The sequence below is a fragment of the Microbacterium sp. AB genome (assembly GCF_032878875.1).
Classification (GTDB): Bacteria; Actinomycetota; Actinomycetes; order Actinomycetales; family Microbacteriaceae; genus Microbacterium; species Microbacterium betulae.
On record NZ_CP118157.1, the window covers coordinates 610,329 to 630,135 of the forward strand.

Annotated in this window: 21 protein-coding genes; 16 read left to right on the forward strand and 5 right to left on the reverse strand. The window is 73.6% G+C overall.

Going from position 1 to position 19,807, the window contains the following annotated elements; translation table 11 throughout:
- Nucleotides 1-30: 30 nt before the first annotated feature.
- The 3 genes from N8K70_RS02725 to N8K70_RS02735 all read left to right on the forward strand — a co-directional run bounded on the left by N8K70_RS02725 (nucleotide 31) and on the right by N8K70_RS02735 (nucleotide 3,148).
- Nucleotides 31-942 (forward strand): 1,4-dihydroxy-2-naphthoyl-CoA synthase, encoded by a 912-nt coding sequence (locus N8K70_RS02725; RefSeq protein ID WP_317140082.1) that lies wholly within the window; start codon nucleotides 31-33, stop codon nucleotides 940-942.
- Nucleotides 943-985: 43 nt separating this feature from the next.
- A complete protein-coding gene (locus N8K70_RS02730) occupies nucleotides 986-2,128 on the forward strand; it encodes an AMP-binding protein (protein WP_317140083.1) in 1,143 nt (380 codons plus the stop codon).
- Between the two features lie 66 nt (nucleotides 2,129-2,194).
- Nucleotides 2,195-3,148: a 1,4-dihydroxy-2-naphthoate polyprenyltransferase gene (locus N8K70_RS02735; RefSeq protein WP_317140084.1), complete on the forward strand. Its 954-nt coding sequence runs from the start codon at nucleotides 2,195-2,197 to the stop codon at nucleotides 3,146-3,148.
- A gap of 15 nt (nucleotides 3,149-3,163) precedes the next feature.
- Here the strand turns inward: N8K70_RS02735 and N8K70_RS02740 are convergent, their stop codons facing one another.
- Nucleotides 3,164-3,448, reverse strand: coding sequence for a DUF4229 domain-containing protein (locus tag N8K70_RS02740; RefSeq protein WP_317140085.1), 285 nt, complete (start codon nucleotides 3,446-3,448; stop codon nucleotides 3,164-3,166).
- Between the two features lie 79 nt (nucleotides 3,449-3,527).
- On the opposite strand from N8K70_RS02740, the gene N8K70_RS02745 reads away from it, so the two are divergent.
- The 5 genes from N8K70_RS02745 (at nucleotide 3,528) to N8K70_RS02765 (ending at nucleotide 9,276) form a co-directional block, all read left to right on the forward strand.
- Nucleotides 3,528-3,926 (forward strand): PLD nuclease N-terminal domain-containing protein, encoded by a 399-nt coding sequence (locus N8K70_RS02745; RefSeq protein ID WP_317140086.1) that lies wholly within the window; start codon nucleotides 3,528-3,530, stop codon nucleotides 3,924-3,926.
- A gap of 1 nt (nucleotide 3,927) precedes the next feature.
- Nucleotides 3,928-5,640 (forward strand): 2-succinyl-5-enolpyruvyl-6-hydroxy-3-cyclohexene-1-carboxylic-acid synthase, encoded by a 1,713-nt coding sequence (menD, locus tag N8K70_RS02750; protein WP_317140087.1) that lies wholly within the window; start codon nucleotides 3,928-3,930, stop codon nucleotides 5,638-5,640.
- Between the two features lie 102 nt (nucleotides 5,641-5,742).
- Nucleotides 5,743-6,612, forward strand: a complete 870-nt coding sequence (locus N8K70_RS02755) for a polyphosphate kinase 2 family protein (protein WP_317140088.1) — start codon at nucleotides 5,743-5,745, stop codon at nucleotides 6,610-6,612.
- A gap of 62 nt (nucleotides 6,613-6,674) precedes the next feature.
- A complete protein-coding gene (locus tag N8K70_RS02760; RefSeq protein WP_317140089.1) occupies nucleotides 6,675-7,820 on the forward strand; it encodes a glycerate kinase in 1,146 nt (381 codons plus the stop codon).
- A gap of 214 nt (nucleotides 7,821-8,034) precedes the next feature.
- On the forward strand, nucleotides 8,035-9,276 hold the full coding sequence (locus N8K70_RS02765; RefSeq protein ID WP_317140090.1) for an FAD-binding protein: 1,242 nt from the start codon (nucleotides 8,035-8,037) through the stop codon (nucleotides 9,274-9,276).
- Nucleotides 9,277-9,283: 7 nt separating this feature from the next.
- Here the strand turns inward: N8K70_RS02765 and N8K70_RS02770 are convergent, their stop codons facing one another.
- Nucleotides 9,284-10,543, reverse strand: a complete 1,260-nt coding sequence (locus N8K70_RS02770; RefSeq protein ID WP_317140091.1) for an isochorismate synthase — start codon at nucleotides 10,541-10,543, stop codon at nucleotides 9,284-9,286.
- A 147-nt stretch (nucleotides 10,544-10,690) separates the two neighbouring features.
- Between N8K70_RS02770 and N8K70_RS02775 the strand changes: the two genes are divergently transcribed.
- The 6 genes from N8K70_RS02775 to N8K70_RS02800 all read left to right on the forward strand — a co-directional run bounded on the left by N8K70_RS02775 (nucleotide 10,691) and on the right by N8K70_RS02800 (nucleotide 15,996).
- Nucleotides 10,691-11,212 (forward strand): DUF4282 domain-containing protein, encoded by a 522-nt coding sequence (locus N8K70_RS02775; RefSeq protein ID WP_317140092.1) that lies wholly within the window; start codon nucleotides 10,691-10,693, stop codon nucleotides 11,210-11,212.
- Between the two features lie 87 nt (nucleotides 11,213-11,299).
- A complete protein-coding gene (locus tag N8K70_RS02780) occupies nucleotides 11,300-11,842 on the forward strand; it encodes a DUF402 domain-containing protein (RefSeq protein ID WP_317140093.1) in 543 nt (180 codons plus the stop codon).
- A gap of 46 nt (nucleotides 11,843-11,888) precedes the next feature.
- Complete coding sequence (locus N8K70_RS02785; RefSeq protein ID WP_317140094.1) at nucleotides 11,889-12,629, forward strand: demethylmenaquinone methyltransferase; 741 nt, start codon at nucleotides 11,889-11,891, stop codon at nucleotides 12,627-12,629.
- 46 nt (nucleotides 12,630-12,675) lie between these two features.
- A complete protein-coding gene (locus N8K70_RS02790) occupies nucleotides 12,676-13,737 on the forward strand; it encodes a polyprenyl synthetase family protein (protein WP_317140095.1) in 1,062 nt (353 codons plus the stop codon).
- Nucleotides 13,738-13,817: 80 nt separating this feature from the next.
- Complete coding sequence (locus tag N8K70_RS02795) at nucleotides 13,818-15,191, forward strand: FAD-dependent oxidoreductase (RefSeq protein ID WP_317140096.1); 1,374 nt, start codon at nucleotides 13,818-13,820, stop codon at nucleotides 15,189-15,191.
- 40 nt (nucleotides 15,192-15,231) lie between these two features.
- A complete protein-coding gene (locus N8K70_RS02800) occupies nucleotides 15,232-15,996 on the forward strand; it encodes a methyltransferase domain-containing protein (RefSeq protein WP_317140097.1) in 765 nt (254 codons plus the stop codon).
- A 61-nt stretch (nucleotides 15,997-16,057) separates the two neighbouring features.
- Here N8K70_RS02800 and N8K70_RS02805 read toward each other — a convergent pair whose 3' ends face one another.
- Complete coding sequence (locus N8K70_RS02805; protein ID WP_317140098.1) at nucleotides 16,058-17,623, reverse strand: DEAD/DEAH box helicase; 1,566 nt, start codon at nucleotides 17,621-17,623, stop codon at nucleotides 16,058-16,060.
- A gap of 277 nt (nucleotides 17,624-17,900) precedes the next feature.
- Between N8K70_RS02805 and N8K70_RS02810 the strand changes: the two genes are divergently transcribed.
- Nucleotides 17,901-18,173, forward strand: coding sequence for a hypothetical protein (locus N8K70_RS02810; RefSeq protein ID WP_317140099.1), 273 nt, complete (start codon nucleotides 17,901-17,903; stop codon nucleotides 18,171-18,173).
- Between the two features lie 117 nt (nucleotides 18,174-18,290).
- Nucleotides 18,291-19,205: a J domain-containing protein gene (locus N8K70_RS02815; protein WP_317140100.1), complete on the forward strand. Its 915-nt coding sequence runs from the start codon at nucleotides 18,291-18,293 to the stop codon at nucleotides 19,203-19,205.
- Nucleotides 19,206-19,240: 35 nt separating this feature from the next.
- On the opposite strand, the gene N8K70_RS02820 is transcribed toward N8K70_RS02815, so the two are convergent.
- Nucleotides 19,241-19,450: a hypothetical protein gene (locus tag N8K70_RS02820; protein ID WP_317140101.1), complete on the reverse strand. Its 210-nt coding sequence runs from the start codon at nucleotides 19,448-19,450 to the stop codon at nucleotides 19,241-19,243.
- A 101-nt stretch (nucleotides 19,451-19,551) separates the two neighbouring features.
- A complete protein-coding gene (locus N8K70_RS02825) occupies nucleotides 19,552-19,806 on the reverse strand; it encodes a hypothetical protein (RefSeq protein ID WP_317140102.1) in 255 nt (84 codons plus the stop codon).
- Nucleotide 19,807: the final 1 nt, after the last annotated feature.

The window sequence follows — 19,807 nt, forward strand, 5'->3', positions numbered from 1 at the left end:
CGGGCGGGAGGCGGGAATAGGGTGGACGGCGTGAGCGACGCCTTCGTATCCGACCTGTTCGACCCGGCCGAGTGGGACGCCGCGCCCCGCGCGGACGCCTACCGCGACATCACGGCGCACGTGTCGAAGGACGGCCGGATCGCGCGCATCGCGTTCGACCGGCCGGAGGTGCGCAACGCCTTCCGCCCGGCGACCGTCGACGAGCTCTACCGGGCGCTCGACATCGCGCGCACGGACCCGCGGATCGGCGTCGTCCTGCTCACGGGAAACGGCCCGAGCCCCCGGGACGGCGGCTGGGCGTTCTGCTCGGGCGGCGATCAGCGCATCCGCGGACGCGACGGATACAAGTACTCGGAGGACGAGGGCGCCGTCACCGACTCCGCACGCGCGGGACGCCTGCACATCCTCGAGGTGCAGCGGCTCATCCGCTTCATGCCGAAGGTCGTCATCGCCGTCGTGCCCGGATGGGCGGCGGGAGGCGGGCACTCGCTGAACGTCGTGTGCGACCTCTCGATCGCGTCGGAGGAGCACGCGAGGTTCAAGCAGACCGACGCCGACGTCGGCTCGTTCGACGCGGGCTACGGGTCGGCGTACTTCGCCCGGCAGATCGGACAGAAGTTCGCGCGCGAGATCTTCTTCCTCGCCGAGACGTACTCCGCGCGGCGGGCGTACGAGCTGGGCGCCGTCAACCGCGTCGTGCCGCATGCCGAGCTGGAGCGCGAGGCGATCTCGATGGCGCGGACCGTCCTCGGCAAGTCGCCCACGGCCATCCGCATGCTGAAGTACGCCTTCAACGCCGTCGACGACGGCCTCGTCGGCCAGCAGCTCTTCGCGGGCGAGGCGACGCGCCTCGCCTACGGCACCGACGAGGCCGTCGAGGGCCGGGACTCGTTCCTCGAGAAGCGCGCGCCGGACTGGTCGCCCTATCCCTGGCACTTCTGAGACCCGGGCGTCGGCGGATGACCGAGTGTCGGGGACGGCGGGGATGAGGCTCGAGCGGCTGACGGGCGACGACCCCCGCGACCTGCTGCGGGCGCTGCGGGCGGCGCTCGGCGCGGGGCCCGCGATCGCGCTCGGTGCGCCGCCCCGGGGCGCGCTGCCGGACGAGGTCCCCGCCGGGACGGCCGTCGTCTTGACCACCTCGGGGTCGACGGGCGTGCCCAAGAGCGTCGTCCTGTCGCGGCATGCCCTCACGTCCAGCGCGCTCGCCACGGCGGCGCGCATCGGAGCGGGACGATGGCTCCTGCCCCTCACGGCGTCGTACGTCGCCGGCGTGCAGGTGCTCGTGCGCGGGCTCGTCCAGGGCGAGGAGCCCGCGATCCTCTCCGGTCGCTTCTCCGCGCAGGCCTTCGTTCATGTCGCCAGCGGAATGCACTCGTCCCGCCATGGCATACGTGTGCCGACATACACCTCGCTCGTCCCCGCGCAGCTGCAGACCCTCGTCGGCGCGGCCGAGCACGATCCGGACGTGAGTCGGGCGCTGGCGTCGTTCGAGACGATCCTCGTGGGGGGCCAGGCGCTGCCCGCCGCGCTGCGCGAGCGCGCCGGCGCCCTCGGGGCCCGCATCGTGCGCACCTACGGCTCGACCGAGACGAGCGGCGGGTGCGTCTACGACGGCGTGCCGCTGGACGGCGTGCGCGTGGCCGCCGTCGACGGCGAGCTGCGGATCGCCGGGCCGACGCTCGCCGAGGGGTATCTGGGGGACCCCGAGCGGACGGCCGAGGTCTTCGCGACGGATGCCGACGGGGTGCGCTGGTACCGCACGGGGGACGTCGGAACCGTCGCGGACGGCGTCGTGTCCGTCACGGGGCGCGTCGACAACGTCGTCGTCTCGGGCGGAGTGAACGTCTCGCTCGACCGCGTCGAACGCGTCGTGCGGGAGCTGCCGGGACTGGAGGACGCCGTCGTCGTGGGCGCTCCCGACGATCGCTGGGGCGAGACGCCCGTCGTCGTCGCGGCACGCGCCTCCGTCGCCGAGGAGGAGACCGCGCTCGCCGCTGCTCGCACCGCCGCGGAGGCCGCGATCGGGAAGCCGGCGCGGCCGTCCCGCCTGGTGCTCGTCGACACGCTCCCGCGCCTGGCCTCCGGCAAGCCCGACCGCCGCGCCATCCGTGCCCTCGTCGGCTGACGCCCGGCGCCGTCCGCCCCGCTCTCGAAGGCGGCGCATAGCCGTTCGGGCCTAGGATCGGAAGCCGTGGCACAGGCGAAGAACCGCAAGAGGCAGATCAGCGGCAACCCGGCGAGGCGCGGCTCCGTCACGGCGCCCCCGCCGAAGCCCGTCACGCTCGGCGACTGGATCGGCGCCGCACGGCTGCGGACCCTGCCGCTCGCGATCACGCCGGTCCTCATCGGCACGGGGGCGGCCGTGCTCGTCGGCGACCTCTTCCACTGGGTCATCGCGCTCGCGTGCCTCGCGGTGTCGGTGTCGCTGCAGATCGGCGTGAACTTCGCCAACGACTACTCGGACGGCGTGCGGGGCACCGACGACCACCGCGTCGGACCCGCCCGGCTCACCGCGTCGAGGCGCGTGAAGCCCAAGACGGTCCTCGCCGTCGCGTTCGTCTTCTTCGGTCTCGCCGGTCTCGCCGGTCTCGCCATCGTCGTCCGCACCCAGCAGTGGTGGATGCTCGCCGTCGGGGCCGTCTGCATCGTCGCGGCGTGGTTCTACACCGGCGGCAGGCGGCCGTACGGCTACAACGCCCTCGGCGAGGTCTTCGTCTTCGTCTTCTTCGGGCTCGTCGCGACGCTCGGCACGACGTGGGTGCAGGCGCACGCCCTGCCGCAGGAGGCGTGGTTCGGCGCCGTCGCTGCCGGCCTGTTCGCCTGCGCCGTCCTGCTCGCGAACAACCTGCGCGACATCGACCAGGACCGGGTCGCGGGAAAGCGCACGCTGACGGTGCTCATCGGCGGCCGTGCGACGCAGGCCGTCTACACGTCGCTCGTCGTGCTGGCGCTCGCGATCGGGGCCTACCTCGCGTTCTTCTATCCCATCGCGTGGCTCACCCTGCTCGTGCTGCTGGCCGCGGGCCCCGCGATCGTCATCGTCTGGTCTTACCGGACCGCGCGAGAGCTCGTCCTCGTGCTGCAGCTGACGTCCCTCTCGTCCGTCGCCTACGGCGCCGTCCTCGCCTGGGCGTTCGTCGGCTGAGATCCCTCCGGCGGCTCAGCGCTCGTCGTCGACGGCGGCGTCCTCGGCCTCGGCGTCGAGCTCGCGACCGGTCTTGCGCTGCTCCTGCTTCTCCTGGCTGCGCGTGTACAGGCTCGTCGAGACATCGTCGAGGGGCCTCCGCAGCAGCAGGATCGACAGGCTCAGGCCGATGAGCGCGGCGAAGATGGCCGCGAGCCACCACAGGTCCTGGAACACGGGGAAGATCATCATGACGCCGAAGGGCACCAGGAAGGCCAGCAGGCGCAGCACGGAGTAGACGACGACAGAGCGGATCCTCACGCAGCCATCCTAGGGACGGTCGTCTGGGGGTTCCCGGGACACGGAGGCTTCGCCAAGCTCCCCCGCCTAGAATGGCCCGATGGCCCGCGCTCTCATCGTCCTAGCGGTCGCCGCCGTCGTGTTCTGGGTGTTCAGCATCGTCGACTGCGCGGTGCAACCGGCCAGCCGTCATCGCGGCGTCTCGAAGAGCGCGTGGCTGCTCATCGTCGTCCTCATCCCCGTCATCGGCGGGCTGCTGTGGTTCGTCATCGGCCGTTCGCGCCCGGGCAGCCAGCCGGTCGGCCCACGCGCGCCGGACGACGACCCGGCCTTCCTCGGGAGCATCGGATCGACCGCCGAGCAGGACGAGCGCATCCGTCAGCTCGAGGAGGAGCTCGCCAGGCTCGACGCCGAAGACGTCGAGCAGGGGGAGAACGACGGCGACGAGAAGCCCGACTCCGACGACGACGCCCGCGACGCCCGCGGGTCGCTCGGCTGACGTGAGCGAGGGCGGGCCGGGCGAGCGGATCGACTCCCCGGCGTCGGCGTCGGCGTGGGCGCTGCTCTCGGGGCTCGTCGCGCTCGGCGTGCGGCATGTCGTCGTGAGCCCCGGATCGCGCTCGCAGGCGCTGGCGCTCGCGGCCGCCCGGCTCGAACGCGAGGGCGCCATCCGGCTGCACGTGCGGATCGACGAGCGCGTGGCGGGGTTCAGCGCCCTCGGCATCGGGCGCGAGACGCGGGAGCCGGCGGCCGTGGTCTGCACCTCCGGCACCGCCGTGGCGAACCTGCTGCCCGCCGCGCTCGAGGCGCACCATTCCGGGGTGCCGCTCCTCCTGCTCACGGCCGATCGGCCCGCCGAGCTGCGCGGCGTCGGCGCGAACCAGGCGACGGGCGCCCAGTCGGACCTCTTCCGCGGGATCGCCCGTCTCGCGGTCGACGCCTCGACGCCGACGGGCGCCGCGGGGGAGGACGTCGCCGCGCACACGCTGGCGGCCGAGGCGTACGCGCGCGCGGTCGGAGGCGTCGATGCGGAGGGCCGCATCGTGCCGGCCGGCCCCGTGCACCTCAACCTCCCGTACCGCGAGCCGCTCGCGGGACACCTGCCGGAGCGCGCGGAGGCCCCGCTGCGACAGTCGGGGGCGCCCGCGGGCGTGCCCGCCGTCACGGTCGTCGACCGCGGCCCGCGCACGGTCGTCGTCGCGGGCGCGGATGCGGGGCCTATGGCCGAGGAGATCGCGCACCGGGGCGGATGGCCGCTCATCGCCGAGATCGTGAGCGGCGCCCGGTTCGGCAGGCAGGTCGTGCACGGATACCGCGAGGCACTGCGCGAGCCGGAGCTCGGCGGCCGGATCGAGCGGGCCGTCGTGCTGGGGCATCCGACGCTCAGCCGCGAGGTGACGGCGCTCCTCTCGGACGCCGCCGTCGACGTCGTCGCGCTGCGCGGCCCGGGCGAGGAGCTCGACCTCAACGGGCGCACGATCGCCGCGGACGCGATCGAGGTCGGGCCCGGCGCGCCGGATCGCGGATGGCTCGGCGCCTGGACGCGGTTCTCCCGCGCTCACGCGGCCGAGCTCGACGCCCCGGCACCCGACACGGCGGGCCTGTCGTCGACCGACCCGCAGGAGCGCCGGGCCGCCGTCCGCGCCGAGCTCGACGCCGTGCGCCGTCCGCTCGATCGCGAGCAGCTCGCGGCCGCGGTCTGGGCGGCGAGCTGGCCGCACGACCGGCTCGTGTTCGGCTCGTCCCGTCTCGTGCGCGTGGCGGACGCCGTGCTGGCGGGGAAGAGGGTCCCCGTGCACGGCAACCGGGGGCTGGCCGGCATCGACGGCACCGTCGCCACGGCCATGGGCATCGCCGTCGCCAGCCAGGCGGGAGGCGGGCCGGGCGTGACGCGCGTGCTGCTCGGCGACCTCGCCCTCCTGCACGACGTCGGCGCCCTGCTGCTGCCCGACGCGGAGGACGAGCCGCGCATCCAGGTCGTCGTCGGCAACGACCGGGGCGGCACGATCTTCGACGGCCTCGAGGTCGCGGCCACGGCGTCGGAGGACGACCTGACGCGCGTGCAGTACACACCGCAGTCCGTGCGGATCGAGCACCTCGCGACGGCCTACGGCTGGGAGTACCAGCGCGTGACGACGCGCGGCGCGCTCGACCAGGCGCTCACGTCGACGGCCGGGCGCCGGAAGATCGTCGAGGTCCCGCTGGCGCGCTGACCCGCTCCGTCCGGACCGCGTCCCCGTCGCGGCGGCTCGGCGCCGTCCCGCTCCGTCCGTGACCCTGGCGCCCCGCGCCCGGGCCAGGGCAGGATGGGGCTCATGACTGCGAAGAGCCAGGTGAAGTGGACGGACGACGCGCTGACCGTGCTGAAGGCCCCGGACGGGTTCCGGCTGGACGCTCTCGACCCCGCCGCCACACCCGGCTACGGCGGCGACAAGAAGGACGGCGCGATCGACCTGGCGGCCGGGCTCGCACAGCTCGCCGACTTCCAGGAGCGGCTCTTCGCGGACAGCCATGCGGGCGACGGCGAGGACTCCGTGCTGCTCGTGCTGCAGGCGATGGACTCGGCGGGCAAGGGCGGCATCGTGCGGCACGTCGTCGGGGGCGTCGACCCGCAGGGCGTCGAGCTCGCGGCGTTCAAGGCGCCGACGCCGGAGGAGCTCGAGCACGACTTCCTGTGGCGCATCGAGAGGCGCGTCCCGCGACCCGGCTTCATCGGCGTCTTCGACCGCTCCCACTACGAGGACGTGCTCATCGGGCGGGTGCGCGAGCTCGCCCCCGCGGAGGAGATCGAACGGCGGTACGACGCCATCAACGACTTCGAGAGGCGGCTCGTCGAGCGCGGCACCCGGATCGTGAAGGTCATGCTCCACATCTCGTACGACGAGCAGGGCGACCGGCTCATGGAGCGTCTCGAACGGCCGGACAAGCACTGGAAGTACAACCCGGGCGACGTCGACGAGCGCGAGCTCTGGCCCGCATACCAGCAGGCGTACCAGACGGTGTTCGAGCGCACGTCGACCGCTGCCGCGCCCTGGTACGTCGTGCCGGCGAACCGGAAGTGGTACGCCCGCCTGGCCGTGCAGGAGCTGCTGCTCGAGACGCTCGAGGGCGTCGATCCGCAGTGGCCGGCGGCCGACTTCGACGTGGAGGCCGAGAAGGAACGCCTGCGCGCGACCCTCCGCTGACGGGGGCGGAAGCGGCGCGCGGCCGAGCGGCCGCCGGGACGCGGATGCGGGAGGATGGGGGCATGGGCCGCATCGTCATCGCACCGGACAGCTTCAAGGGCACGATCTCCGCAGCGGCCGCCGCCGCCGCGATCGCGGCAGGCTGGGCGACCGTCCGCCCGGATGACGAGCTCGTCCTCCGGCCCATGGCCGACGGCGGCGAGGGGACGCTCGAGGCGTTCGCCGAGGCGGTGCCGGAGGCTGCGCGCATCCCGGTGCGCGTGACCGGCCCGACCGGCTTCGCGATCGACGCCGCCTGGCTGCGACTGCCCCCGACGGAGGAGGCCCCCGGCGGCATCGGCGTCGTCGAGCTCGCATCGACGTCGGGCATCGAGCTGCTCGGCGACGACCTCCGTCCCTGGGAGGCGTCGACCCTGGGCTTCGGCCAGGCGATCGCCGCCGCACTCGCCGCGGGCGTGTCGCAGCTCGTCCTCGGCATCGGATCCAGCGCGTCCACCGACGGCGGCGCCGGCCTGCTCACCGCCCTGGGCGCGCGGTTCACCGACGCCTTCGGCACCTCGATCGCGCCCGGGGCCTCGGGCCTCGACGACGTCGCGCGCGCCGACCTGGCGAACCTGCGGGCGCTGCCGCCCGCGGGCGTCCAGGTGCTGAGCGATGTGACGAACCCGCTCCTGGGCGGACAGGGGGCGGCTGCCGTCTTCGGGCCGCAGAAGGGGCTCGACGCGGAGGGCGTCGCGCGCGCCGACGCCGGGCTCGCGCGCTTCGCCGACGTGATCCGCGGGCTGGACGGCGACACGCTGGCCGTGACGATGGCGCGCGTGGCCGACCCCGACGCGCCGGGCTCGGGGGCGGCCGGAGGCGCCGGCTACGGCCTGCTCGTCTGGGGCGCCGAGCTCGTGCCCGGCGCCGTGCGCGTCGCCCAGCTCACCGGCCTCTCCGGGGCGGTGGAAGGCGCGGACCTCGTCATCACGGGCGAGGGGTCGTACGACGGGCAGTCGGCCGCGGGCAAGGCGCCCGCTCACGTCGCGGCCCTCGCGGACGCGGCCGGCGCCCCCGTCGCGATCGTCGCGGGGAGGATCGCGGCCGACACCGGCTCGGTCGCCCACGCGCTGTCGCTCACCGAGCTCGCCGGCTCCGCCGAGGCGGCGGTCGCCGACCCCGCGGCACACCTGCGCGCCGCCGGAGCGGCGCTCGCCGCGGCGCTCTGACGGGCCGGGCCGAGACGGCCCCGTGAGCGAGCCGCTCGACCCGGCGGCGCGCTCCGTCTCGCGGTGACGGCCTTGCAGCCATCCGCAGCCACGCGATGCGGCAGCTGCACCTCCTCGCGAGGCGGCCGTCGCGGCGCAGGCGCCATGCGCGTGCGGATTCCGGCAGGATGAGACGGAGCGGTCGCGGACGACCGGAGCGGACGAGGAGACGGCGATGACGCAGGCGAACTGGGCGGGGAACGTGCGCTTCGGCGCGAGGCGGATCGAGACGCCGGCGGACGTCGACGAGGTGCGCACCGTCCTCGCCTCGGCCGAGCACGTGCGGCCGCTCGGCTCGGGGCACTCGTTCACCCTCATCGCCGACACCGACGACACGCTGCTCTCGACCGCGCGCCTGACGTCGCCGCCGCGCATCGACGCCGCCGCGAGGACCGTGACGGTGGGCGGCGGCACGCGCTACGGCGAGCTCGCTCCCGCGCTGGAGGCCGAAGGATGGGCGCTGGCCAACCTCGCCTCGCTGCCGCACATCTCCATCGCCGGCGCGATCGCGACGGGGACGCACGGCTCGGGCGACGGCGTCGGCACGCTCTCCTCGGCGGTGTCGTCGCTCGAGATCGTCACACCGCCCGGCGAGGTCGTGCGCGTGGGTCGCGAGGACGCCGACTTCGACGGCGCCGTCGTCTCGCTCGGCGCCCTCGGAGTCGTGACGGAGGTGACGCTCGACATCGAGCCGACCTTCGCCATCCGACAGCGCGTCTACGAGAGCCTGCCGCTCGATGTCGCGCTCGCCGAGTTCGACGCCGTGATGGGCGCCGCCTACAGCGTGAGCCTCTTCCTGCGTTGGAACGACCCCGACGTGGTCGACCAGGTCTGGACCAAGGCGCGCGGCGACGCCTCGCCCCGGCTCCCCGGCGGCATCGCGGAGGCCGCCGAGCAGGTGCACATGCTCGCCGGCGTCTCCCCGGCCGCGACGACCGCGCAGCGCGGGGAGCCCGGGCCCTGGCTCGACCGCCTCGCCCACTTCCGGCTCAGCCACACGCCGTCGAACGGGGCCGAGCTGCAGTCGGAGATCCTCGTCCCCCGTGCGCACGCGGTCGAGGCGATCCGCGCCGTTCGCGCACTCGCCGAGGACATCGCGCCGCTCATCCTCGTCACCGAGGTCCGCTCCATGCGCGCCGACGACCTGTGGCTGAGCCCCGCGTACGGTCACGACGCCGTCGGCCTGCACTTCACGTGGCAGCCGCGGCAGCGTGAGGTGGAGGCCGTGGTCGCGAAGATCGAGCGGGCGCTCGAGCCGTACGGCGCGCGCCCGCACTGGGGCAAGCTCACCCGCCTCGACCCCGAGGTGCTCGCCGCGGTGTGGCCGCGCCTGGCCGACTTCGCCGCACTCGCGCGTCGGTACGACCCCGACGGGAGGCTCCGCAACCCGTTCCTGTCGTTCCTCGACGCGCTCTGACGGAGCCTCAGGCCAGGGCGTCGACGATCGGGCGGAACTTCACGCGCGTCTCGAGCAGCTCGGCGTCCGGTCGGCTCCCCGCCACGATGCCCCCTCCGGCGTGCGCCGTGATGGCGCGACGCTCGCCGTCGGACGGGCCGATCTGCGCGCATCGCAGGGCGATGGCCCACTCGCCGTCGCCCCGGTCGTCGATCCATCCGACGGGACCCGCGTAGCGACCGCGGTCGAACGGCTCGATGCGGCGGATGGCGTCGATCGCGGCGGGTGTGGGGGTGCCGGCGACCGCCGCAGTGGGGTGGAGCGCGCGCACCATGTCGAGCGCGGAGCCGCCGTTCGCGAGCGTGCCCTCGACGTCCGTGGCGAGATGCCAGACATTGGGCAGCTTGAGGGTGAAGGGCTGCTCGGCCGCGGCGAGCGTGGACGTGTGCGGCCGCAGCGCGGCGAGGACGCTCTGCACGGCGTAGCGGTGCTCGTCCAGATCCTTCGCCGTGGTCGCGAGCTCGGCCGTGATGGCCGTGTCCTCGTCGGCGTCGGCGCCGCGGGGGCGGGTGCCGGCGAGGACACGGGCGGTGACCGTGCCGCCCGAGACCGTCACGAGCGTCTCGGGGCTCGCGCCGACGATGCCGTCGACGGCATAGGCCCAGGTGTCGGGGTAGCCCTCGGCGAGAGCGCGCACCAGACGGCGGAGGTCGGCGTCGGACGGGAGGGTGCCGGTGATGTCGCGGGCGACGACGACCTTCTCGAGCTCGCCGGCGTCGATCGCGTCCAGCGCGCGGGTCACGGCGCGGATGTGCGCCTCGGGGTCGAGCGCGCCGGGGCCGAGCGTCGCCGACCAGTGCGGGCCGTAGGCCGTCGGCAGGGGAGAGCCCGGTGCGATCGGGGCGTCCAGCCGGCCGATGCGCGTGATCCAGCCGCGCCCGGCGCGGCGCCCGACGATCGTGCTCGGCACGACGAGGGTGCTGGGCGAGGCGGACGCGTCGTCGAATGCGAACGCGCCGAAGCCGACGAGCCCCGTCCCCGGCAGCCGCACGGCGTCGTCGACCTCCGCGGACGCCGAGATCGCGCGCCAGACGTCCGCGAGGGCCTCGAGACGGCCGTCCTCGCCGACCTCGATGCGCAGCACGTCGGGGCCGATGCCGACCATGCCCTCGCCGCGCCGGGACCACACGAGGGGGTCGCCCGGAGACGTCAGCAGCAGCGGGTCGTCGACGGGGTCGAGGGAGCGCGTGATCGCGGCGAGACGGGGCAGCGAGAGCGGGGCGGGCACGCCGTCAATCCTAGAACCGGCGGGGTGACACACGGCGACGCCGGGCGTCGCCGGCGGCCTCCTGCGTTGGTCTGGTGTCGCCGTCGCCGGCGTCTCCGCACACCGGCCGGCGAGGACCGAGAGCAGACCGACAGAGAGGCACCGACCATGAGCGACCCGTCGAACCCCGACACACCCGAGCCCGACAGGGCGGACAACCGCGCGGACGGCTCGAACCCGCCCGCGACGACGCCGCAGCAGCCTCCCGCGGCCCCGGGCCCCGGCGCTTCCGGCCCTGCGGCGCCTCCGTATCCGTCCGGGCGGCCGGGTGCGCTTCCGCCGCAGGGCGCTCCCCATCCGTACCAGGGCGGCCCCGTGCCGCCCCGCGGCGCCCCCACGCCGCCGTGGTCGACGCCGCAGCAGGCGGGCGAGGACGCCTCGGGCTTCTTCCGTGCGCTGTTCGACTTCTCGTTCTCGCAGTTCGTCACGCTGAAGTTCGCCAAGTTCATCTACGCGCTCCTCATCGTCCTGCTCGCCCTGGGCTATCTCGTGGCGGTCATCTCGGCGTTCGCCGCGGAACCCGTCGCGGGGATCTTCGTCCTGCTCCTCGGATGGCTCGTGCCCCTGGTGTCGCTCATCTTCTACCGGATGGCCATCGAGTTCGTCGTGGCGACCATCCGGACGGCGTAGAACACCTCTCAGCTCGTCGGCCGCCGCTGACGGCCGCGGCGAGGGGCGGTTCCGGAGCCGCCCCTCGCCGCGCCTAGACTCGGCGGGATGACCGCCGACCGGCCCGCCGTGGGCACCAGACTGCTCTTCCGCTGGCGCAAGTGGGACGGCACGCCGCACTGGGTGCACGAGTGCGTCTACCTGGGCTCCGATCGGTGGGGCGACTGGTTCGGCCAGCTCCCCGGATGGCGCAGCGCGCGTCCGGGGCGGGAGGTCGCCCTCGACGCGGCCTGCGTCGAGCTGCTCCCCTCCGGCTCGCAGGCCTGGGTGCTCACGCGCAACGCGGCGCCGTCGAAGACCCGCGTCTACATCGACGTGGCGTGGGACGCGCGGTGGGACGGGCCGGAGCCGACGGCGATCGACATGGACCTCGACGTCGTGCACCGTCTCGACGAGGCGGGCGTCTACGTCGACGATCGGGACGAGTGGGATGAGCACCGCACCGCATACGGGTATCCCGCCGACGTGCAGGAGCGGCTCGAACGGATCACGGCCGACCTCGAGCGCGACGTCCGCGCCGACGCCGCGCCGTTCGACGACGAGACCTCCCGCCGCTGGTTCGGCGTCCTCCACGGACTCGCGCCGTCCTGAGAGACGGGCCGGGAGCTCGCCGGTCACGCGCGCATAGACTCGTCGCGTGACCGCCGAGCCGAAGAACCCGAACCGCGCCGACCTGGGCAAGGACCCGGCTCGCGTCGCGGGAATGTTCGACGAGGTCGCCGCGCGCTACGACGTCACCAATGTCGCCATGACCTTCGGCAACGACGCGCTCTGGCGGGCCGCGACGACGCGCGCGGTCGCGCCGAGGCCGGGGGAGCGCATCCTCGACCTCGCGGCGGGGACGGGATCGTCCTCGGCGTCGCTCGCCCGCAGCGGGGCGGACGTCGTCGCCGCCGACTTCTCGCCCGGCATGCTCGCGGAGGGCCGGCGCCGGCACGGGAGCGTCCGCAACCTCTCGTTCGTGCAGGCCGATGCGACGGCGCTGCCCTTCGCCGACGGCGAGTTCGACGCCGTGACGATGTCGTACGGGCTGCGCAACGTCAACGAGCCGAAGAGGGCGATCGCCGAGCTCCTCCGCGTGACGAGGCCGGGAGGTCGCCTCGTCGTCAACGAGTTCTCCACGCCTCCGCATCCCGCGTTCCGCGGCCTCTACCGCTTCTACAACGACCGGGTGCTGCCGCGCGTGGCCCGTCTCGTGGGCTCGAACGCCGAGGCGTACGACTACCTGAACGAGTCGATCAGGGAATGGCCGGATCAGGCCACCCTCGCCGGATGGATCCGGGAGGCAGGATGGTCGGACGTCGCGTACCGCAACCTCACCTTCGGCATCGTCGCCCTCCATCGCGCCGTCAAGCCCTACCCGGGCCCGCAGTCCTGAGGGATCGGAGGAGCTGGCCGTCCGCGTCGGACGGTAGGCTGGACGGGTGACTCCGAGCCCCTCCGCGCCGGGTTCCCCGCTGGCGAGCCGATTCGGTCTGAACGACCGCGTCTTCGCCGGTCCCATCGCGCGCCGTCTCGCGGCGAGGATCGAGGAGGGACTCGAGCGCGTGGAGAGCGAGCTGGCGGAGGAGCTGAAGGCGGCCGACCCCCTCGTCGACGCGACGAGCCGCTACCTCTACGAGGCGGGCGGGAAGCGCGTGCGTCCCATGCTCGTTCTCCTCACGGCGCAGCTCGGCGGCGGCGTCTCGCAGCGCGTCGTCGACGCCGCCAAGGCGCTCGAGCTCATGCACCTCGGCTCCCTCTACCACGACGACGTCATGGACGGGGCGGACCGCCGCCGCGGCGTGGAGGCCGCTCACCAGGTCTGGGGCAACAGCATCGCCATCCTCACGGGCGATCTCCTGCTCTCCCGCGCGAGCGTGATCATGGCACGCAACGGCGAGGAGGCCATGCGCCTGCAGTCCGAGACCTTCGAGCGGCTCGTGCTGGGCCAGATGCACGAGACGCTCGGAGCGCAGCCGGGCGACGACCCGATCGCGTTCTACATCCAGGTGCTCGCCGACAAGACGGGGTCGCTCATCGCCGCCGCCGCGCGCGCCGGCGCCTACTTCTCGGGAGCCGACGAGCGCTTCATCGAGCCGCTGCGCACCTACGGCGAGAAGGTGGGCGTCGCCTTCCAGCTGGCCGACGACGTCATCGACCTCTCGGCCGCGCCCGGCGACACCGGCAAGGTGCCCGGCACGGACCTCCGTGCGGGCGTGCCGACCATGCCGTACCTGCTGCTCGCGAGGCGCGAGGACGAGGCGTCCCGCGAACTCCTGGGCCGCATCGACGACGGCGTCGCCCGCATCGCCGAGGGAGCCGATCCGTCCCTCCTCGACGGCCCGCTCGCGGAGCTGCGCGACCACGAGGTCACGGAGGCGACGCGCGAGCTCTCGCTCGAGTGGACCCGGGCAGCCGTCGCCGCCCTCGACGCGCTGCCTCGCGGCACGGTCCGCGAGGCGCTCACGCGCTTCGCGGAGAGCCTCGCCATCCGCTCCAGCTGATGGCATCCGTCCAGGACGGCGCGGGAGACTCGCCTGTCACGAGCGCCTGAGCACCCCGGGCGCGGATCGAAAGGAAGCACATGACCAAGCTCCGTCTGGCCATCGTCGGCGCCGGCCCCGCGGGCATCTACGCCGCCGACATCCTCCTGAAGGCCGAACGCAGCTTCGACGTGTCGATCGACCTGTTCGAGCACCTCCCGGCGCCCTACGGCCTCGTCCGCTACGGCGTCGCCCCCGACCATCCGCGGATCAAGGGCGTCATCGGCGCCCTGCGCGAGGTGCTCGACCGCGGCGACATCCGCTTCTTCGGCAACGTGCGCTTCGGCGAGGACATCGTGCTCGACGACCTGAAGAAGCACTACAACGCCGTCGTCTTCGCCACGGGCGCCGTGCGGGACGCCGACCTGGACATCCCCGGCATCGCGGCCGAGGGCTCGTTCGGCGCCGCCGACTTCGTCAGCTGGTTCGACGGCCACCCCGACGTGCCCCGCACCTGGCCGCTCACGAGCGCCTCGGTGGGAGTCATCGGAAACGGCAACGTCGCGCTCGACATCTCGCGCATCCTCGCGAAGCACGCCGAGGACCTGCTGCCGACGGAGGTGCCGCAGAACGTCTACGAGATCCTCGAGGCGTCTCCCGTCACGGATGTGCACGTCTTCGGACGTCGAGGGCCCGCGCAGGTGAGGTTCACCCCGCTCGAGCTCCGCGAGCTCGGCGAGCTGCGCGACGTCGACATGGTCGTCTACGACGAGGACTTCGACTACGACGAGGCGTCGAAGGCGGCGGTCGCGTCGAACAAGCAGGTGAAGGTCATCGACCGCGTGCTGCAGCAGTGGCGCACGCGGCCCGGCGCGAACGGCGCGGGCGGGGAGGCCTCGCGGCGGCTGCACCTGCACTTCTGGGCGAGGCCCGTCGAGGTGCGCACGGACGAGGCCGGCCGCGTGGCCGCCCTCGTCTACGAGCGGACGAGGCCGGATGCCGAGGGAGGGGTCGTCGGCACGGGGGAGTACCGCGAGGTCGAGCTCGGGCAGCTGTACCGGGCCGTCGGCTACTTCGGATCGCCGCTCCCGGGCGTGCCGTTCGACGAGCGGCACGGCGTCATCCCGAACCACGAGGGGCAGGTGCTGCACGAGGAGTCGAACGAGCAGGTGCCGGGCCTCTACGCGACGGGCTGGATCAAGCGCGGCCCCGTGGGGCTCATCGGCCACACGAAGTCCGACGCGATGGAGACCGTGCAGCACATCGTCAACGACCAGGCGTCGTGGTGGCAGCCGGAGGACTCCTCGGACGAGGCCATCCCGGCCCTCCTCGCCGAGCGCGGCATCGCCTGGACCGACCTCGAGGGCTGGCATCGCCTGGACGCGCACGAGGTCGCGCTGGGCGAGCCGCAGGGGCGCGCCCGGATCAAGGTCGTCCCGCGCGACGAGATGGTGCGCATCTCGCGCGGCGAGTAGCCTGCGGGGCAGCGGCGGAAGTGGGCGCATGATCGAGCGGATGGCGGACGGCAGCGCGGGCGACGCCGACTACGGCGTGATCGGCGCCGGGTACGCCACGTACCGACGCCCGGACCCGCGGATCCTCGCCGCCATCGAGGCGGCCTTCGGTGACGCCCGCACGGTCGTCAACGTGGGCGCGGGAGCCGGCTCGTACGAACCGGTCGACCGGGACGTGACCGCCGTGGAACCCAGCGCCTCGATGAGAGCCCAGCGTCCCGCCTCCCTCGCGACGGCCATCGATGCGACGGCCGAGGCGCTGCCGTTCGCGGACGACGCCTTCGACGCGGCCCTGGCCTCGTTCACCGTCCATCAGCGGAGCGACCTGCGCGCGGGGCTCCGCGAGCTGCGCCGCGTCACGACCGGCCCCGTCGTCGTGCTCACGTGCGACCCCACCGCGCTCGATCGCTTCTGGCTCGCCGAGTACGCTCCGGAGGTCATCGCCACCGAAGCGGGCAGATACCCGAGCATCGCGGCCGTCGCCGACGGACTCGGCGGTGTCGTCGAGGTCTCCTCGCTCCCGATCCCGCTCGACTGCACGGACGGGTTCGGAGAGGCCTACTACGGCCGCCCCGAGGCGCTCCTCGATCCCGGCGCGCGATCGGCGAACTCGGCATGGAGCTTCGTCGACGCCGCGGTGGGCGAACGCTTCGAGAGGTCGCTGCGCGCCGACCTCGACGCCGGCGCGTGGGACGCGCGGCACGGAGCGCTCCGCACCGCCGCGACCTTCGACGGGGCGCTGCGGCTCATCGTGTCGCGACCGTAGCGGCGGCGACGCAGACGCCCCCGGCCATCCGCGTCGGATGGCCGGGGGCGTCTGAAAGGGATCAGCCCCGCGTCGTCTGAGCGGGCGCGGAGGCCCGTCGTGGCTGACGGCGGCGCGGCGGCCGCGATGCGCCGCCGTCGGCGCCCGCCGCATGGGTCCGCGGCGCGGCGTCGTTGGACGACGTGGAGTACACGCGCTGTCCGCCTCCGGCCTGCGGGCGCCCGCTGTTGTCCTTGCCGCCTCGCGGCTGGCCGCCCTGGCCGCCGCGGGATCCGCCGCGACCGCCCTGGCCCTGGCCGCCGCGACCGCCCTGCGTCGCCTGCCCGCCCTCGCGGCCCGCGCGCTTGCGGCGGGCGTTGGCACCCTGCGACGCGCCGCCGCCCGTGCTGCCCTGAGCGGGCGCGTTGCCCGCGCCCGGAGCGCCCGGAGCGGGAGCGATGTGCGGCGCGGTCTCGCCGACGAGCCCGGCGACGGCCGCGCTCGTGGACGTCACGCGCTGCGGCTGCGCCTTGATGCCGGCCTTGCGCAGCAGCTGGGCGGTGTCGCCGCGCTGCGAGGGCAGCATGACGGTGACGACGTCTCCCGCGGAGCCGGCGCGAGCGGTGCGGCCGGAGCGGTGGACGTACGCCTTGTGCTCGGCGGGCGGGTCGACGTGCACGACGAGGTCGACGCCGTCGACGTGCACGCCGCGCGCCGCGACGTCGGTCGCCACGAGCACGCGAACGCGGCCCGCGGAGAAGTCGCCGAGGTTGCGGTCGCGCGCGTTCTGCGACAGGTTGCCATGCAGGTCGACCGCGGGGATGCCGTGGGCCGTGAGCTGCTTGGCGAGCTTCTTCGCCTGGTGCTTCGTGCGGGTGAAGAGGATGCGGCGGGCGACGCCCGATGCGAGCGTGCGCACGAGCTCGGCCTTGTCGTCGTCCGACACCTCGAACACGTGGTGGGTCATCGCGGGCACGGGCGACTCGGCCGAGTCGATCGAGTGGCGCACCGGGTTCTTGAGGAACCTGTTCACGAGCTTGTCCACGCCGTTGTCGAGCGTGGCGGAGAAGAACATCCGCTGGCCGCCGGCCGGGGTCTTCGCGAGGATGCGCGTGACGCCGGGCAGGAAGCCGAGGTCGGCCATGTGGTCGGCCTCGTCGAGGATGGTCACGGCGATGCGGTCGAGGTTCACGACGCCCTGGCCCATGAGGTCCTCGAGGCGGCCGGGGCAGGCGACGACGATGTCGACGCCGGCGCGGAAGGCGGCCTCCTGGGGCTTCTGCGAGACGCCGCCGAAGACGACGGTGGTCGTGAGGCCCGCGGCCTCGGCGAGCGGCGTCACGACGCGGGCGATCTGCGTCGCGAGCTCGCGGGTGGGAGCGAGGACGAGCGCTGAGGGGTGGCCGGCCGTGCGGGGCTGGCACGCCGCCGCGAGACGTGCGACGAGCGGGATGGCGAAGGCGAGGGTCTTGCCCGATCCCGTCTTCCCGCGGCCGAGCACGTCGTGGCCGGCCAGGGTGGACGGCAGCGTCTCGCGCTGGATGGGGAAGGGGGTCGGACGGCCCTCGGCGACGAGCACGTCGATGAGGTTGGAGGGGACGCCGAGATCGGCGAAGGTGGGCTCGGTCTGCGTGGGAGCAGTGGTCAAGGGTGACTGCTTTCGAGAAAGCCGTCGCGCACGGGGAAGCGAGGTTCGTATGCCGGCGCGGCGGTGGATGGCGAACTCGGCGGGTGCCGGATCCGTTCGCCGCGGCAGGATGTTCGCGAGGCGCGTTGCGGGCTGAGCCCTCCGCGCGATCAAGACACGACGATGCGCGACAGAAGCGCGCAGATCTCGACTCTAGCATCCCGAGCCGATGATGCGCTCGGAGGGGCCTGCTCGATACTGTGCTCTGGACAGAGTCCGTCGACGAAGGGGGTTCACGATGTACAACGACGATTACGGATGGGCCGCGGGGCTGGGGATCGGAGTGGTGATCTTCGGGATCGTCCTCTACCTCGCCATCCTCGCGCTGGTGCTGTGGATCGGATACCTGATCATCCGCACCGCGGTGAAGAACGGCATCCTGAAGGCGGACGAGGAGCGCGCCGCACGCGGATACCCGCCGCGACCGGGCGGCGCGTACCCGCCGCAGCAGGGCTATTCCGGACCTCCCGCGCCGGGCTCGGGGCCGCAGCAGGGGCCTTCGAGCACCTGAGGTCGCGCCGAGTCGCCCGAGGGCGGCTTGTCGATGTGTCCGCGGCGAGCTGCCTGAGGACCGACCTCCGAGGCCCGCGGCTGACTTAGCCTGGATATCGCGGCCGGAGGGAGTGAGATGTTCGACAGCCCGCTCTCGGCGTCCGCCTACGAGGTGCTCGGCGTCGAGCCGACCGCCGACGAGGCCGAGCTCCGTCGCGCCTACCGGCTGCGGCTCCGCCAGACGCACCCCGACACGGGCGGCGACGCGGCCGTGTTCATCCAGGTGCAGCGCGCCTGGGAGCTCGTCGGCACTCCCGAGGGCCGTGCGGTCTACGACCGCGGGAACGGTCTCGCGTCCGACACGGCGTGGGGCGGCGGGCACGCGCCGCCGGCGAGGGCCGATACGCGCCCGCGGGCCCGGTCGTACGGGCATCCGGGCGGCTGGCGGCGGGAGCGCTACCTGGAGCTCATCCGCGAATGGGCCGGTCGCGGCGTCGAGGTCCCCGACCCGTACGCCCCCGACCTGGTGCGCGCGGCGCCCTGGGAGCTCCGCCGCCTCCTCGCCGACGCGCTCGCCGAGGAGGCCACGGCTCGCACCGTGGCCGGCCTCGGCATGGGCTTCACGGTGTGGCACGACGTGGCCGCGGGGCAGGGCGCCGAGGACAAGCTCGACCACGTCGTGCTCAGCCCGTCGGGCCTCTACGGCGTGATGTCGGAGGACTTCGGCGGCGAGGTGCGGTTCCGCCGCGGTGAGATCATCGGCCCGGCGGCAGGATCCCGCGCGCCGGTCGCCGCTCTCCTGTCGCGCATGCGCGTGATCGCTCGCGCCGCGCGCGTGCGCTTCGGCGGCGCGATCGTCGTGCTGCCCGACGACGACCTCGTGCAGGCCGTCAACCCGCTCGGCACCGTGCGCGGCACACCCGTCGTCGTCGTGCGCCGCAGCGTCCTGCACCACGTGCTGCGCACGGGCGTCCCGGGGGCGCGCGACATCGGCGGCAACGAGCTGTTCGACGTGCGCACGCGCCTGCAGGAGACGGTGCGCTTCGTCTGAGACGCTCGGGCGGGTGTGCGTGACTCCGTCGTCAGTCAGTCGAGGAGGTCTTCAGGACGAAGCAGCCGGGACGCGTGGAGGATCTCGACGCCGATCAGGTGGCCCGCGCTGGGCTGGCCGTCGGCGAGGATCGCCACGATCGCACGGCGAACAGGCTGGGACGCCAGTTCCTCGTCGAGGAAGCGCGGGCCACGGCCGCCGAGCTGGCCGTCGATGAAGGTAACGCCGGGGACGAGAGCATCCACCAAGCACCCCGACCCGGGATCGACGTCCCCCGCCGCACTCTGTCACAGCGACGAAGCCGATCCCTCCCAGGTGCGGAAGGGATCGGCATGAGTGGGTTCGTTCAGTGTGACGAACTCGTTGTGCGTCGCCGTAGAGCGAACGATGTCCACGTCGTCAGCGCCAGGCCGATCACGAGGAAAACCGTCGCCTGAATGGCAGTAGACGCACTGGGAACGTCACCGCCAGCAGAGACCGCCGCTATCGAAATGAAGAGGATCACCGCGACCAGGCAAAGCAGTCCGCCTGCGAGCGCTCCCAAGGTGAGCCAGCGTGTCGAGAGATGCCGGAGGTTGTCTTTGAATGATGTGGTGCTCATG